The sequence below is a fragment of the Streptomyces sp. NBRC 109706 genome, from assembly GCF_000974485.1.
Classification (GTDB): Bacteria; Actinomycetota; Actinomycetes; order Streptomycetales; family Streptomycetaceae; genus Streptomyces.
Map to the genome: position 1 here is coordinate 551,886 of NZ_BBOM01000006.1, position 13,981 is coordinate 565,866.

The 13,981-nt window shown below is 72.0% G+C and carries 13 protein-coding genes and 1 pseudogene; 2 read left to right on the forward strand and 12 right to left on the reverse strand.

The genetic code is table 11. The annotated features are described in order from the left end of the window. Positions 1-108: 108 nt before the first annotated feature. The 10 genes from AOM46_RS12710 to AOM46_RS12755 all read right to left on the reverse strand — a co-directional run bounded on the left by AOM46_RS12710 (position 109) and on the right by AOM46_RS12755 (position 10,756). Positions 109-672 carry a bacterial proteasome activator family protein gene (locus AOM46_RS12710; protein WP_078856751.1) on the reverse strand — a complete coding sequence of 188 codons (564 nt, stop codon included), beginning with the start codon at positions 670-672 and terminating at the stop codon, positions 109-111. A gap of 21 nt (positions 673-693) precedes the next feature. Beyond that, positions 694-3,540: an FtsX-like permease family protein gene (locus AOM46_RS12715; protein WP_062209957.1), complete on the reverse strand. Its 2,847-nt coding sequence runs from the start codon at positions 3,538-3,540 to the stop codon at positions 694-696. Then, complete coding sequence (locus tag AOM46_RS12720) at positions 3,537-4,319, reverse strand: ABC transporter ATP-binding protein (RefSeq protein WP_078856752.1); 783 nt, start codon at positions 4,317-4,319, stop codon at positions 3,537-3,539. The genes AOM46_RS12715 and AOM46_RS12720 overlap by 4 nt, the downstream gene beginning before the upstream one ends. Continuing rightward, the gene (locus AOM46_RS12725) at positions 4,316-4,957 is read right to left on the reverse strand and encodes a PadR family transcriptional regulator (protein ID WP_062209961.1); all 642 of its coding nucleotides are present in this window, start codon (positions 4,955-4,957) and stop codon (positions 4,316-4,318) included. Before AOM46_RS12725 ends, AOM46_RS12720 begins: the two co-directional genes overlap by 4 nt. Positions 4,958-5,076: 119 nt before the next feature. Further along, positions 5,077-5,451: a hypothetical protein gene (locus AOM46_RS12730; RefSeq protein WP_158920398.1), complete on the reverse strand. Its 375-nt coding sequence runs from the start codon at positions 5,449-5,451 to the stop codon at positions 5,077-5,079. A 143-nt stretch (positions 5,452-5,594) separates the two neighbouring features. After that, positions 5,595-6,575 carry an NAD(P)H-quinone oxidoreductase gene (locus tag AOM46_RS12735; RefSeq protein ID WP_062209966.1) on the reverse strand — a complete coding sequence of 327 codons (981 nt, stop codon included), beginning with the start codon at positions 6,573-6,575 and terminating at the stop codon, positions 5,595-5,597. A 79-nt stretch (positions 6,576-6,654) separates the two neighbouring features. Next, positions 6,655-7,323, reverse strand: coding sequence for a trans-aconitate 2-methyltransferase (locus AOM46_RS12740; protein ID WP_062209970.1), 669 nt, complete (start codon positions 7,321-7,323; stop codon positions 6,655-6,657). Positions 7,324-7,353: 30 nt separating this feature from the next. Beyond that, positions 7,354-8,604: an MFS transporter gene (locus AOM46_RS12745; protein ID WP_062209972.1), complete on the reverse strand. Its 1,251-nt coding sequence runs from the start codon at positions 8,602-8,604 to the stop codon at positions 7,354-7,356. Positions 8,605-8,749: 145 nt separating this feature from the next. Further along, positions 8,750-10,009 (reverse strand): ATP-grasp domain-containing protein, encoded by a 1,260-nt coding sequence (locus AOM46_RS12750; protein ID WP_062209974.1) that lies wholly within the window; start codon positions 10,007-10,009, stop codon positions 8,750-8,752. Between the two features lie 42 nt (positions 10,010-10,051). Further along, complete coding sequence (locus tag AOM46_RS12755) at positions 10,052-10,756, reverse strand: SDR family oxidoreductase (RefSeq protein WP_062209977.1); 705 nt, start codon at positions 10,754-10,756, stop codon at positions 10,052-10,054. Positions 10,757-10,835: 79 nt separating this feature from the next. Between AOM46_RS12755 and AOM46_RS12760 the strand changes: the two genes are divergently transcribed. Both AOM46_RS12760 and AOM46_RS12765 read left to right on the forward strand, forming a co-directional pair. Further along, positions 10,836-11,195: a helix-turn-helix domain-containing protein gene (locus tag AOM46_RS12760; RefSeq protein ID WP_062209979.1), complete on the forward strand. Its 360-nt coding sequence runs from the start codon at positions 10,836-10,838 to the stop codon at positions 11,193-11,195. 40 nt (positions 11,196-11,235) lie between these two features. Further along, a complete protein-coding gene (locus AOM46_RS12765) occupies positions 11,236-12,042 on the forward strand; it encodes an alpha/beta fold hydrolase (protein WP_062209982.1) in 807 nt (268 codons plus the stop codon). 28 nt (positions 12,043-12,070) lie between these two features. On the opposite strand, the gene AOM46_RS36060 is transcribed toward AOM46_RS12765, so the two are convergent. Continuing rightward, positions 12,071-12,535, reverse strand: coding sequence for a LuxR family transcriptional regulator (locus AOM46_RS36060; protein ID WP_062209985.1), 465 nt, complete (start codon positions 12,533-12,535; stop codon positions 12,071-12,073). A gap of 367 nt (positions 12,536-12,902) precedes the next feature. Next, a pseudogene (locus AOM46_RS12775) lies at positions 12,903-13,950 on the reverse strand (histidinol-phosphate transaminase). Positions 13,951-13,981 lie beyond the last annotated feature (31 nt).

A 13,981-nucleotide genomic window follows, 5' to 3' on the forward strand; every position in this document is an offset into this window, starting at 1 on the left:
GAGACGGCCCCCGGGCCCGGGCGACATCGCGTCGCCGGGCCCGGGGGCCGCTCGCTGTCCGTGGCAGAGGCACCGGAAATATCAGAGATCTCGGAAATATCAGAGATCTCAGAGATAGGGGCCGGAACGGGCGCCGCCCTGCTGCTCGTCGAGGCCCAGATCGTCGGGGCCGAGCGCGCCGGGCGGCAGGGCCCGCCGCATCTGCTCCAGCTGGGCCCTGGCCGCCATCTGTTGGGCGAAGAGCGCGGTCTGGATGCCATGGAAAAGCCCCTCCAGCCAGCCGACCAGCTGCGCCTGCGCGATGCGCAGCTCGGCTTCCGTCGGCACCCCCTCGTCGGTGAAGGGCAGGGAGAGCCGCTCCAGCTCGGCCACCAGCTCGGGGGCCAGGCCCTCCTCCAACTCCTTGACCGAGCTGGCGTGGATCTCCTTCAACCGGACCCGACTGGCCTCGTCCAGTGGGGCCGCCTTGACCTCCTCCAGAAGCTGCTTGATCATGCTGCCGATGCGCATGACCTTCGCCGGCTGCTCCACCATCTCCGTGAGCGGTGTCTCGGAGGGCCCCTCGTCGCTCCCGCCGCCGTTCCCGGCGGGCCCGCTGAGGGCCATTCCGTCCGGGCCGACAACCAGGACCTGGGCATTCTCCTGCGGTGGTTCATTCCTCGGCTGAGTCATACCTCCATCATGCAACGAGCGTCACCCCGCGCGCCGCGCCAGGGGCACCCGCGACCGGGTCAGCAGCGCCGCCAGCAGCCAGGCGATCAGCGGGACGACCACCAGCAGCTGGAGGAACGTCATCCAGGGCAGCTCGATCAGCAGCTCGGGACGCGGGCCCAGCTCGCTGCCCATGCCCCACCAGCGCTCCCAGTTCCGCACATTGGCCCGGTACTCGGTGAGCCGCAGCCCGATCGCCGGGAGCAGCCCGGAGAGCGCGCCGAGGAACACCCCCATGGCCGCGATCAGTCCGCACTGCAGCCCGGCGAGGCTGCGGCGCATCCTGGGCGTGGCGCCGACGGCGGAGAGGGTGGCCAGATCCGGCTCGGCGTCGGCCTGGGCCAGCCCGGTGGCGATCCCGGCGGCGCCGATGGTGATCACGGTGGCGACCAGCGCCAGGACCAGCAGCGCCAGCGAGTTGTCCGCGTCGTAGCCCTTCTCCACATAGAACCAGAGGTAGCTGCCGAGACGCTCGAACTCGGCGTCCACCGCCTGCTGTTCGGCGCCGCTCGGGGCGCGGCTCAGCTGGTAGAAGGTGCCCAGGTCGAACTCGGCCAGGCCGAGCGCGGCGGCCGTCTCGTGCGTCATCACCACGGTCGGCGCGGACACGTCCCCCGGCAGCGCGTGCGCCGGCAGCGAGATCTCCTCCTCCGGCGGGTCGGCGCGCTGGCCCGAGTCGTTCCACTCGATGTCGTCGGCGACCTGGGTCCGGTAGAGGCCGAGCGTCACCGTCCCGTCGTCGGTCAGATAGTCGGGGTGGGCGACGACCGCCTCGCCGGCCTCAAGCGCTGCGGTCGCGGCCGCGTCGCCGATGCCCAGCTCGGTCAGCGTCTCGGCGGGGCCGATCAGCACCATGCTCTGGCCGTGCAGCCACTGGGTGGCCCCGCAGACCGGCCGCTGGGCCAGATCGCGGAGTTCGGCGGCGGGCAGCTCCGACTGTCCCTCCCGGTACAGCGGGCACTCCGTCTCGCCCGGCAGCAGCGGGATCACCTCGCCGCAGTACAACTCCTCGTCGCCGTACTCGGAGTCGGCGCCGGTCGACGCGCACTCGCCGGGCGCCGGCAGCGCCCGCGCCAGGTCGATCTCGCTCTCCACCGGCAGTTCCTTGGCCACGGCGGCGCGGGCGCCGCCCAGATCCCGGCCGGCGTCCGGCATCATCGCGAAGACGCCGGCCGTGTTCATCGGCAGCGTCTCCTCGTACTGGGCGCGGTTCTCCGCGTCGTCGCTGACCATCACGGTGGCGACGGACACCGTGCCGGCGACGGCGGCCAGCACGGCGGCGACCGCCGGCGCGGTGCGGCCCCGGTTGCGGGCCGCGTCGCGCAGCGCCAGCCGCCCGGTCAGCGGCAGGAACCGCGCCAGCCGGCCGAAGCCGCCGACCAGCATCGGGGTGAGCGCGACCAGGCCCAGCTCGGCGATCACCGCGCCGGCGGCCACCGCCAGCGTCTCCCCCCAGAACCCGCCCAGCAGGGCCAGCGCGGCGCCGAGCACCAGGGCGATCCCGCCGACCAGCGGCAACGCCCGCCCGCCGGCGCGCACTCCGCGCCGACCGGTCAGCGAGGCGAGCACGCTGCTCCGCGCCGCGTTGTACGCCGGGATGACGGCGGCCAGCAGGCCGATCAGCACCGCGAAGACCGCGATGCCGGCCAGCTCCAGCGGCCGGAAGTCCCAGGAGCCGAACCGGCTGCCCAACTGCTCCTCGATCAGCGGCCTCGCCAGCACCGTCAGCAGCACGCCGACGACCAGCCCGACGACGGCCGCCGCCGCGCCCAGCACCACGCCGCTCGCCAGCATCACCGCGCGCAGCTGCGGCCGATGGCCACCGTTGGCGCCGATCAGGCCCAGCATCCGGCGGGATCTGCGGGCGCTCACCGCGAAGGCGGGCCCGGCCAGCAGACAGATCTCCAGGATCACCAGGGAGACGGCCACCACGGCGACCGCGACGACCTCCCCCTGGACGGTCGACCCCGCCGTCAGCTCCCCCGTCCCGGGCGGCAGCTGGTCGGCGGGCGGCGGGTTCAGCACGACCTCGCGTGAGGTGACGAAGAAGCCGTGCTCGTTGGCCGCCAGCACCGTCGCCCAGTCGACGCCCGCCTCGCCCGGCACCTGGACCAGCAGTCCCGGGCGGTCCCAGGGCTCCTGCCGGAGCGCGCTGCCCGGCAGCGCCGTCAGATGGTTCTGGTCGATCTCGTCGGGCAGCTCATAGCTGCCGGTGACGGTGAACTCGGTGCCCTCGTCCAGGGGTTGGCCCCAGTGGCCGAGGGTCAGCGTGTCCCCGACGGAGAGCCCGCCCTCGTCGAGCAGCGCCTCGCTGGCCGCGATCTCGTCGGGCGATTCGGCGAACCGGCCCTCCTTCAGATCGTGGATCCCGGCCACCGTCGGATCCGTCGCGTCCATCTCCTGGATCTCGGACTCGGTCACCCCGTGCTCGGTGCCGACCCGCATCCAGTTGCTGTTCTCGTAGACCATCGTGGCGCCGTCGGGGAGCAGCGGCCCCAGCAGGGCCTTCAGCTCCTCCTCGGAGCGCCAGGTGGGCTCCTCCCAGTCCTCGGACCACTCCTCGACGGATGACCACTCGACGGCGTCGGGGGCCTGCACGATCGGGTTGCCGTCGTTGGACCACACGAAGTGCGCGTCGGCCGCGCCGAGATCCCGGTCCAGCTGTTCCTCGGTGGAGAGTTGGCCGCTGCGCAGCGCCAGATCGACGGCCGTCGCGCCCAGGATGGGCAGCGCGATCATGGCCACCACCAGGGCGCTGCGGCCCTTGGCGCGCAGCGCGTCGCGGCGGGCGATGCGCAGCGCCAGCCGCCAGTTGTGTCGTCCGCTCACCGCGCGCTCCCGCCGGCCAGCAGCGATTCGGCCGAGCTGGCCGACGACTCGTCCACCACGGTGCCGTCCCGCAGGAAGACCACCCGGTCCGCCCAGGCCGCGAAGCGCGTCTCATGGGTCACCAGCACCACGGCCGCGCCCTGGTCGCCCCGGTGGCGCAGCAGCGCGAGGACCGCGTCGCTGGTCTCGGTGTCCAACGCGCCGGTCGGCTCGTCGGCGAGCAGCAGCCTGCGGTCGCCGACCAGCGCCCGGGCGATGGCCACCCGCTGCTGCTGGCCGCCGGACATCTCGTCCGGGAACCGGTCGGCGACCTCGGTCAGGCCCATCTCCGCCAGCGCGGCCAGCGCCTCCCCGCGCGCCGCGCGGTGCGAGACGCCGTCCAGCTCGCGGGGGAGCGCGATGTTCTCGGCCGCGGTGAGCGCGGGTATGAGGTTGTAGTCCTGGAACACATAGCCGACCGAGGTGCGGCGGATCCGCGCCAGCCGGGCCCGGCTGAGCCGGCCCAGATCCCGGCCCTCGACCAGCACCTGCCCGCCGGAAGCGGTGTCCAGGCCGCCGGCCAGCGTCAACAGCGTCGACTTCCCGGACCCGGAGGGGCCCATCACGGCCACGAACTCCCCGGCCCGCACGGTCAGATCGACGCCGCGCAGCGCGTGCACGGCCGCCTCCCCGTTGCCGTGGACCCGGGTCAGCCCGCGCAGCTCCAGCACGGCCGCGCGGTCCGGCCCGGCGCCGGCCCGTTCGGTTGGGTGATCGTTCGTCTCGTTCGCCTCGCTCATGACGAAGCCCCCCGTCGGTTGGTGGAACGGTGCGCGGGCGCGGTCGGGGGCGCGGTCGGGGGCGGCGGCAACGGTTGCCGCTGTCCCCGGACGGCGGCCAGCCGCACCAGACGTGACTCGCAGTGGTCGAGCCAGCGGATCTCGGCCTCGGCGTAGAAGATCAGCTGCTCGAGCACCAGCAGCCAGGCGATGTCGTCGGCCGAGGCCGGCTCGGTCGCGGTCGACTCGGCCCTGAGCGCGTCGGCCTTGAGCCGGGTGTAGTCCCGCATCGCGCCCAGCGTGTGCCGCCGCTGCGTCTGGATGACGGCCGGCAGGTCGACGCCAGGGGTGCCCACGGCCATCGCCAGTTTGATCGCCAGCTCGTCCCTGGACGGCTGGGTCCGGTCCACCGGCTCGGTGAACCAGCTGTCCAGCGCCGTCCGCCCCGCGTCGGTGATGGCGTACAGCTGCTGCTTGGCGTCGCCGCCGCCCTCGGGCCTGATCAGCCCGTCGCGTTCAAGACGGCCGAGCGTCGTATAGACCTGGCCGATGTTCAACGGCCAGGTGGTACCGGTGCGGGACTCGAACTCCGCACGTAGTTGGGAGCCGTAGCGCGGCCCCTGGTCGAGCAGGGCCAACAGCCCGAAACGGATCGACATACCGAGTATGTATACCCGGTATGTTCGTCATCGGGCAAGGCCGCCGGTGGCGGCCGCCGCTCGGCCGGCGCTCGGCCGACCCGAAGAACATACTCGGTATGTGACGGCCTCCGCCGGCCTCAGCCCTGGCGCAGCCGCAGTCCCAGCAGGCCGATGCCCGTCCCCAGGCAGGTGAGTCCGGCGCCCAGTGGCAGCACGGGGACCACCTCGCCGCCGGCGGCCGTTCCGCCGGTCGCCGCCAGCCGCTGCCCGACCGTGCCGTCGCCGACGCCGCGCCCCTCCCAGCGGGTCGCCGGCTGATCGACGATCCGCCAGTCGGCCACCCGTTCCTCGGTGCGCTCGGTGCGCTCTGTGTGTTCGGGGTTTCGGGGGGCGCGGCGGCCGTCCGTCCCGTCGGCGGGATCCCGTTCGCCCGCCGCCGCCATCGCGGAGAATGGAGCGGCGACGGCGAACAGCAGCGTTCCGGCCAGCACGATTCCCACCCACAGCCTCACGAGTCCCGACCCTTCGCGGTGAAATCCGGTTTGCCCGGATAGTCCTCGGTATGTCATCAGCTTGGCATACCGGACCTGTCCGGGCATCTCGGGCGCCACGCGTGGTCGTCCCGGTCTTCCCGGTGAACTCCCGGGCGGGAAGGTCAGCTTCTGGTGAGGACCACCTTGCCGATGTGCTCGCTCGACTCCAGGACGCGATGCGCCTCCGCCGCGTCCGAAAGCGGCAGCAACCGGTCGACGACCGGCCGGATCCGGCCATCGGCGATCAGCGGCCAGACATGCTCCCCGACCGACTCCACGATCGCCGCCTTCTCCGCCGCCGGCCGGGCACGCAGCGAGGTCGCATGGATCGAACCCCGCTTGGCCAGCAGCTTCCGCAGATCCAGCTCGGCCTTGGCACCACCCTGGAAACCGATGATCGCCAGCCGCCCGCCGGTCGCCAACGCCGCGATATTGGACGCCAGATAGCGCGCCCCCACGATGTCCAGGATCACATCGGCACCGGCCCCGTCCGTCGCCGCCGCCAACTCCTCGACAAAGTCGCTCTCCCGGTAGTTGATCAGGATCTCCGCGCCCAGCGCCCGACAGCGCTCCAGCTTCGCCGCGCTGCCGGCCGTCACCGCGACCCGCGCGCCCACCGCCCTGGCCAGCTGGATCGCCATCGTGCCGATACCGCTGGACCCGCCGTGCACCAGCAGCGTCTCCCCGGCGCGCAGGCCGGCCAGCTCGAACACGTTGGACCACACCGTGCAGGCCACCTCGGGCAGCCCGGCGGCGGCCACCACCCCCACATCCCCCGGCACCGGCAGCAGTTGGCCGGCCGGCACACTCACCAACTCGGCATAGCCGCCGCCGGCCAACAACGCGCACACCTCGTCGCCGACCCGCCAACCACTCACCCCGGGCCCGACCGCCGCCACCCGCCCGGCGCACTCAAGCCCCGGATAGGGCGAGGCGCCCGGCGGCGGATCGTAGAACCCCTGCCGTTGCAGCACATCGGCCCGGTTGACGCCGCTCGCCACGACGTCGACCAAGACCTCACCCGGCCCCACGGCGGGATCGGGCACCTCACTCCACACCAACCGCTCGGGCCCACCCGGCGCCGGAATCATGATCGCTCGCATACCACCGACGCTACCCCCCACCACCGCCCCACCCCCGAAGCCGCCGTCCCCCGACCGCCGGGCGCCGGCCGGCCGGCCGTTACTCGGGGCGTTGGGCCATCAGTACCAGGCCGGGGCCGCTGTAGTCGGTCGGGGGGAGGCGGAGGTCGGCGATGGTGGTCAGGCCGGCCGTGTCGATCAGTTTCGTCAGCTGTTCCGGGTGCCACTTGTGGGTGGTCCAGCGGACGGGGACCCCGCCGTATGCCTCGGTGCGGACCGTGTCCTCGTCGCCGGCGTGGGTCGCGGTGATGAGGTATCCGCCCGGTTTCAGGGCCCGTGCGAAGGCGGCGAGCACCTGCGGCAGTATCGCTCGCGGCAGGTTGAACAGTGACCACCACCCCAACACGCCGCCCAGCGACGCCGGTTCGAGGTCGAGGTCGGTGGCAGAGGCGACGTCGAAGCGGCACTCGGGGTGCAGCCGGCGCGCGTTCTCGATCATGCGGGGCGAGAGGTCAACGCCCGACACGTCGAGCCCCCGCTCCGCGAGATAGGCGGTCACCTGCCCCGGCCCGCAGCCGACGTCGAGGACCGGCCCCAGCCCGCGCACCGAGTCCGCGAAGGCGTCGATCGACGCCTTGAGCCAGGGGTGGGTCCTGATGTCGCCGATCCCCGTAGTCACCACCATATGGGCGTAGTTGTCCGCCACCCGGTCATACGACTCCCGAACGACGTCCAGATCCGCCGGCCGGTCAATTCTGTCTCCACGCATACCGGAGAACGATAGGCCCGTGGCCCCGGGTCAGCCGGCCAGGTCCCTGGTGCCGCGGATCTGGCTGAAGTAGAGGCTCAGCGGCGCGAGGAAGGCGAGGGCGCAGGCGGTGAAGAGGGCGTTCCGTGTTCCGAAGGCGTCGGCGATGACGCCGCCCAGCAGCGCGCCGATCGGAATCGCTCCCCAGGTGAAGAAGCGGACCGAGGCCACGACGCGCGGTAGCAGCTCCGGTGGGGTGATGCTCTGGCGGTGGGTGCGGGTGATGATGCTGAGGACGGTGATGCCGGCCGCGAAACCGGCCTGGCCCAGGCTGAAGAGGAGGATCGTCCAGCTTGAGTAGGCGAGCGGCATGCACAGCGCGATGGCGCCTCCGGCGGCGCTCGCCGCCACCACGGTGCGTGCCGTTCCGATCCTGGCCGCGAGGCGCGTGGTGATCGCGGCGCCCGCCAGGGCTCCCAGGCCGTCGGTGGCGAGCACGAGTCCGACGGTCCCCGCCGGTAGATCGGCCGTGCGGACGAGGAAGACGGGCGCGACGGCCAGCACCACGCCGGAGGAGAGGTTGAACGCCGTGGAAGCCATCACGCAGGGGCGTATCACCGAGTGCCGCAGGACAAACCCCAGGCCCTCCCTGACCTGCTTGGTGAAGGGCTCGTGATTGCGCGCGGGGGGACGGGACGCCCCGCCGGGAATGCGCCAGAGGAGAACAGCGGACAGCAGGTAACTGACCGCGTCGGTAAGGAGGGTGATGGCAGCGCCGAACGCCTGTACCAGAAGACCGCCAAGTGACGGGCCGGCGAGCTGGGTTGTCGCCAGCGTTCCGGAGATAAGGCTGTTGCGGGCCGTCAGATCCTCCTTGCTGACAATGGAAGGCAGATAGGACGTGTTGGCGACGTCGAAGATGATATTGGCCAGGCTGATGGAGAGCCCGACCAGGACGAGTTGCGCGAGCGTCAGTATGTCCAGCCACGCCGCGACCGGAACCGAGGCGATCAGGGCGGCCCGGATCAGGTCCATGCCCACCTGCAGCCGGCGCATCGGGAAACGTTGCACGATCACGCCGGCCGGCAGTCCGATGATGACCGCCCCCGCATAGCTGGCGGCGGTGATCAGACCGACGTCGAAGGCTGACGCGTCCAGCGCGACGAGGGCGATCAACGGCAGCGCGACGGCGGTAATCCCGGATCCCACGCTGCTGGTTCCCGAGGCGGCCCAGAAATACCAGAATCCCGCGCGTGACGTGGTGCCGCTGGGCGGCTTGGTGCTCTGGGGGCCGGTCGTCATGACAGGATTCCCATCTCTGAATGAAGGGCCGGACGGGTGACTTCCCGTTCCCGGGGAGTTGGTGGAGAACCCCGGTCGGTAACTCCGCTACGCGGGGCGCCGCTTGCCGAGGGCGGCAGGCTCGGGCGCCGCGCCGGGCGTGGGTTCAGACCGTCTCGCTGCCCTGCGGACGCGCCCTGAGCTGGAACTCCAGGTGGGAGACGGCCTTCCGCGCGGCCTCCAGCGCGGCGTCGGCGGTGTCCGCCCGCGCCCGGACGGACGCCAGCCGCCCGTCGGAGTCGGCGAGCGCGCCGATCCTGGTGCCCGGCTTGGCGAGCACCGACACCTCGATCACGCCCGGCACGGCCGCCGCCCTGTCCGTCCCGACGACCGCCTCCAGGACTCCGGCCGTATCGACCGAGGCGAACCAGACCGAGGAGGCCCCGGTCGGCCGGTCGAGGGCGTTCAGGGCGGCCCGGATCCCCGGCAACACCCGCTCGCCCAGGGCCTGTCGGGCCGCGCACTCGTCGATGTCGACACCGGTGGCGTCCAGGGTCAGGTCCGGGATCCGGTCGCCGCCCACGCGGACATGCGTCTCGATCAGCCGTGGGCCCCGGTGGGTGAGGACGACCTCGGTGTGGGTGGGTCCGTCGCGCACGCCGATGGATTCGAGTATCCGCTTCACATAGGTCCCGATGTCCCGGCCCTGTTCGCCGGAGAGGTCGGCGGGCGATACATGGCCGAGTTCGACAAAGCCCACCGGGTCGGAGTACTTGCGGGTGATGCCGACGACCTCGTGCTCGCCGCGCTCGGAGAACGCCTCGACGCTGAACTGCGGGCCGTCGAAGAACTCCTCGACCAGCACGCCCGCTTCGGCCGGGCCCGGGGCGCTTCCGACGGCCCGCTCGAAGGCGCGTTCCAGATCGTCCTCGGAGGTGACCTTGCTGACTCCCACGCTGCCCGCGTTGGTCACCGGCTTCACGATGCACGGCAGGCCGTGCTTCCGTACGAAGGCGCGCAGTTCGTCGACGTCCTCGACTCGCGCCGAGGCCGTCTCGTCGATCCCCTTGTCGCGCAGCCAGGCGCGCATCGCGGCCTTGTCGTGGGCCAGGTGCACGGTTTCCGGGCTGTGCCCGGGCAGCCCCAGAGCCTGGGCGATGGCCGCATAGGGGAACTGGTCCGACTCACCGAACGAGCCGACGCGGGTGAACGGATCGATGGCGTGCACGGCCGTGGCCAGGGCGATCCACTCCTGCTCGGGGGCGTCCCTGCGGAGGCAGATGACCCGGGTGTTCCCGTCCGGCTCGCGGACCCGGCCGATGTAGGTGATATCGCAGATGACCGTGGTCCGGGTGCCGGGCCTGGCCCGGCGGAGGCGCGGGGGGAAGTCGCGGCCCGGGCCGACGATCAGGATGTGCTCGGACATGGTCTGCCTCCTGAGCGGCTGGTTCTGGTAAGTGGCCGGGCCTCAGGAGAACTTGTGGCGGGAGCCGCCCTCGACGTGGATCGTCTCGCCGGAGACGAAACCCGCGCGGAGCAGCCACATCACCGTCTCGACGATGTCGTTGGACTCGCCGTGGCGTCCGACGAGGGTCTTGTCCGCGCTCTTGCTCAGCAGGGCGGCCTTCTTGTCGCCGAGGCGGTCCCACAGGCCCGAGTCCACGACGCCGGGCGAGACGGCGTTGACCCGTACCGGCGCCAGATCCGCCGCCAGGTGGCGCGCGGCGAACTCGACGGCGCCGTTGGTGACGCCCTTGACGAGTGATCCCGGCCCGGGGCGCCAGCCGACGACACCGGAGAACAGCACCAGCGAACCGGTCGGCCGCAGTACGGGGGCGAAGTGCTTGGCCACCAGCATCGGGCCGACCACCTTCGCGGTGAACGCGGCCAGCAACTTGTCGCGATCCAGCTCGGTCGCGCGGACGTCGTGCGGCGCGGAACCGGTCGTCACGATGTGGTCGACGCCGTCGTTCAGACGTTCCGCCGCGGCGGCGAGCGTCGACTCGTCCTGGAGGTCGACCCGCACGGCCGTGGCGCCGATCTCGCTCGCCAGCGCCTCGGCCGCGGCCAGATCGCGGGCGCCGACCACCACGTCGTACCCGTCCTTCGCGGCCCGCCTCGCGACTGCCGCGCCGAGCGCCCGTGCACCGCCGATGACCAGGATCCGTTCCATGTCCCGCACTCCCTCTTCTAGGATCGGGAACAACGGTATGGATTTCATACCGGTATCTTCAACGAAACCGGGAGCGGCGATGGGTCGGGCGTACAACGTGATGGCAGCCACCTGCCCGAGTCGCACGGTGCTGCACCGCATCGGTGCCCGCTGGACCGTGTTCGTCGTCAACGCCCTCGACGACGGGCCGCGCCGCTTCAGCGAACTGAAGGGACATATCCGGGGCATCACCTCGAAGGCCCTGACCGAGACCCTGCGTTCCCTGGAAGCCGACGGTCTGGTGAGCCGTCACGTGTACGACGAGAACCCGCCCCGCGTCGAGTACGCTCTGACACCGCTGGGCCGCTCCCTGCTCATCCCGCTGCGCGCGGTACGCGCCTGGGCCGAGGAGCATGTCCCGGACATCGAGCTGGCCCGAGCCCGCCAGTCGACCCACTGACCCACCCAACGCCCCCCGCACGCCCGGTCGAAGGACGCCGATGACCGAACACGACCGGAAGGGCCCGGCCCTCGCCCGTGCCCAGGACGGCACCGCGCTGGCCTACCAGCACCGGGGGGAGGGGCCGCCGCTGCTGCTGCTCGCCGGGCAGGCGAACAACCACCACTGGTGGGACGGCGTGCGCGAGGACTTCCACGCCGTGCGCTCCACCCTCACCCTGGACACGCGCGGCACGGGCGACAGCGACAAGCCCGAAGGCCCCTACTCCGTCCGGCTGTTCGCGGCGGACGTCGTCGCGGTCCTGGACGCGCTCGGCATCGCGCGCGCCGACGTGTACGGCACCTCGATGGGCGGCCGGGTCGCGCAGTGGCTCGCGATCGACCACCCGGAACGGGTCCGCCGGCTGGTCCTGGGCTGCACCTCCCCCGGCGGTCCGCACGCCGTGGAACGCGACGCCTCGGTGCGGCGGTCCCTCGCACAGCCCGACGCGGCGGCGGTGCACCGTGCGCTGGCCGATCTGATGTACACACCCCGGTGGCGGGCCGCGCACCCCGGCCCGTACCGCACGCTCGGCGATCCGCGGATGCCCGCCCACGCGCGCCGCGGCCACCTCGTCGCCAGCAACGAGCACAACGCCTGGGACGAACTGCCGCGCATCGCGGCGCCCACCCTGATCCTCCACGGCGACCAGGACCGGCTGACCCCGCCGGACAACCTCGCGCTGCTCGCCTCCCGTATCCCCGGTGCCCGCACCCACCTCTTCCCTGGCGCCCGGCACGCCTACTTCGAGGAGTGCCGGGACGAGGCGGGGGAGCTGGTGCGGAGGTTCCTCGTCGAGGAGCCGTGACGGTGGGAGAAGACGCCCCGCCGGCCGCTCAGGTGGCGATCCCGACGTACTGTGCGTAGAGGGCGGCCTGGGTGCGGTGGGTGGCGCCGATCTTGAGGTAGATGCTGCTGAGGTGGTTTTTGACGGTCTTCTCGGATATGTCGAGCCGTCGGGATATGAGTCGGTTGCTCAACCCCTGGGCGAGCAGGCCGAGTACGCCCCGCTCGCGTGCGGTGAGAGCGGAGTCGGCGGACGGAGCGGCTTTTCCGGAGTCGATCAGGCCGACGTACTGTGCGTAGAGGGCGGCCTGGGTGCGGTGGGTGGCGCCGATCTTGAGGTAGATGCTGCTGAGGTGGTTTTTGACGGTCTTCTCGGATATGTCGAGCCGTCGGGATATGAGTCGGTTGCTCAACCCCTGGGCCAGCAGGCCGAGTACATCCAGCTCACGGCAGGTGAGCCTGATGACCGGTGCTTCTTCCACGTTCGCCTCCACCTTGCCTCTCTCAAAGGGCATGAGGAAAAACGTTCAAGGGACCTCATCCACGCGGAACCCGCGGTTTCGGGAGCCCGGGCGCGGCGGCGGGCGCGCCAGCAGGGCGGCGGCCTCGTCTCCGGCCCCCTCCGGTCAAGCTATGCGTTGTTCCGGCCCGTCGCTCGCACAGTCGTGCGGGTCATCAGTCGGGCTTGAGCGATTCAGGGGCGCGTCTCGAGCGAGCGTCTAGCGGGAAGCCGGCCGGATGCGTGCGGCTTCGCCGGCACGGCGTCGACGACTCGCGGCGTTCCCATTCTTACCTGTGAAAGATGTGGCGTGAGTACACGGGGGAGGCGGCACGGGAGCGTGGCCGGGCCGTGGGCGAGCGGGCGGGGGAACCGCCGGCCCACTACCGCAGGTCGCCCGCGATCTTCAGCAGACGGTCCATCTGCTCGGGGGTGCCGATGGTGATCCGCACCCCCTCGTCGCCGAACGGGCGCACCATGACTCCCGCCGTCTCGCACGCGTCGGCGAACGCCCGCGTGCCCGAACCGAGGGGCAGCCAGACGAAGTTGGCCTGGCTGTCGGGAACGCTCCAGCCAGCGGCCCGCAGCGCGTGGGTGACCCGGGCCCGCTCGGCCACCAGGGTCGCCACCCGCGCCAGCAGTTCGGGTTTCGCGTTCAGCGAGGCCAGCGCGGCGGCCTGGGCGAGTCCGCTGACCCCGAACGGCACGGCGCAGGCCCGCAGCGCGGCCGCGACCGGCGGATGGGCGACCGCGTAGCCGACGCGCAGTCGCGCCAGCCCGTACGCCTTGGAGAAGGTGCGCAGCACGGCGACGTTGGGGCGGTCGCGGTACAACGCGATGCCGTCGGGCACGTCGGTGTCGTCGACGAACTCGCGGTACGCCTCGTCGAGCACCACCAGCACCTGGTCGGGCACCCGGTCCAGGAAGCGCCCGAGTTCGGCGCGGTGCACGGCGGTGCCGGTCGGGTTGTTGGGGTTGCACACGAGGATCAGACGGGTGCGGTCCGTCACCGCGTCGGCCATGGCCTCCAGATCGTGCCGCTCGTCACGCAGCGGAACCCGCACCGCGGTCGCCCCGGTGCCCCAGACGAGCGGCGGGTACGCCTCGAACGAGCGCCAGGCGAAGACCACTTCGTCCCCCTCGCCGGCCGCCGCGCGCAACAGGTCCCTGGTGACCCCGAGGGATCCGGTGCCGGCCACCAGGTGCTCCCGGGGCACCGCGAGGTCCCCGGACAGCTCCGTGACCAGCGCACCGCTCGTCGGATCGGGGTAGCGGTTGACGCGCCCCAGCTCCTCGCGCAGCGCGGCGACGACCGACGGCAGCGTTCGACGACAGCTTGTCCACCTGGTCGCTGGGAGCGGCCCGGCCGGGGACGTAGCGGGGCAACCCGGAGACATCGGCGCGCAGCCGGGGGGCAGGTGCAGGGGACATCGACGGAACTTCCTGACGCGGGGGACGTGGA

Excerpts from the sequence above, each read along its gene's own strand:
- AOM46_RS12740 (WP_062209970.1), bottom strand. The coding sequence starts at position 7,323 with ATGCGTGGAGACAGAATTGACCGGCCGGCGGATCTGGACGTCGTTCGG.
- AOM46_RS12760 (WP_062209979.1), top strand. The coding sequence starts at position 10,836 with ATGGGTCGGGCGTACAACGTGATGGCAGCCACCTGCCCGAGTCGCACG.
- AOM46_RS12750 (WP_062209974.1), bottom strand. The coding sequence starts at position 10,009 with ATGTCCGAGCACATCCTGATCGTCGGCCCGGGCCGCGACTTCCCCCCG.
- AOM46_RS12720 (WP_078856752.1), bottom strand. The coding sequence starts at position 4,319 with ATGAGCGAGGCGAACGAGACGAACGATCACCCAACCGAACGGGCCGGC.
- AOM46_RS12765 (WP_062209982.1), top strand. The coding sequence starts at position 11,236 with ATGACCGAACACGACCGGAAGGGCCCGGCCCTCGCCCGTGCCCAGGAC.
- AOM46_RS12735 (WP_062209966.1), bottom strand. The coding sequence starts at position 6,575 with ATGCGAGCGATCATGATTCCGGCGCCGGGTGGGCCCGAGCGGTTGGTG.
- AOM46_RS36060 (WP_062209985.1), bottom strand. The coding sequence starts at position 12,535 with ATGCCCTTTGAGAGAGGCAAGGTGGAGGCGAACGTGGAAGAAGCACCG.
- AOM46_RS12710 (WP_078856751.1), bottom strand. The coding sequence starts at position 672 with ATGACTCAGCCGAGGAATGAACCACCGCAGGAGAATGCCCAGGTCCTG.
- AOM46_RS12725 (WP_062209961.1), bottom strand. The coding sequence starts at position 4,957 with ATGTCGATCCGTTTCGGGCTGTTGGCCCTGCTCGACCAGGGGCCGCGC.
- AOM46_RS12755 (WP_062209977.1), bottom strand. The coding sequence starts at position 10,756 with ATGGAACGGATCCTGGTCATCGGCGGTGCACGGGCGCTCGGCGCGGCA.
- AOM46_RS12745 (WP_062209972.1), bottom strand. The coding sequence starts at position 8,604 with ATGACGACCGGCCCCCAGAGCACCAAGCCGCCCAGCGGCACCACGTCA.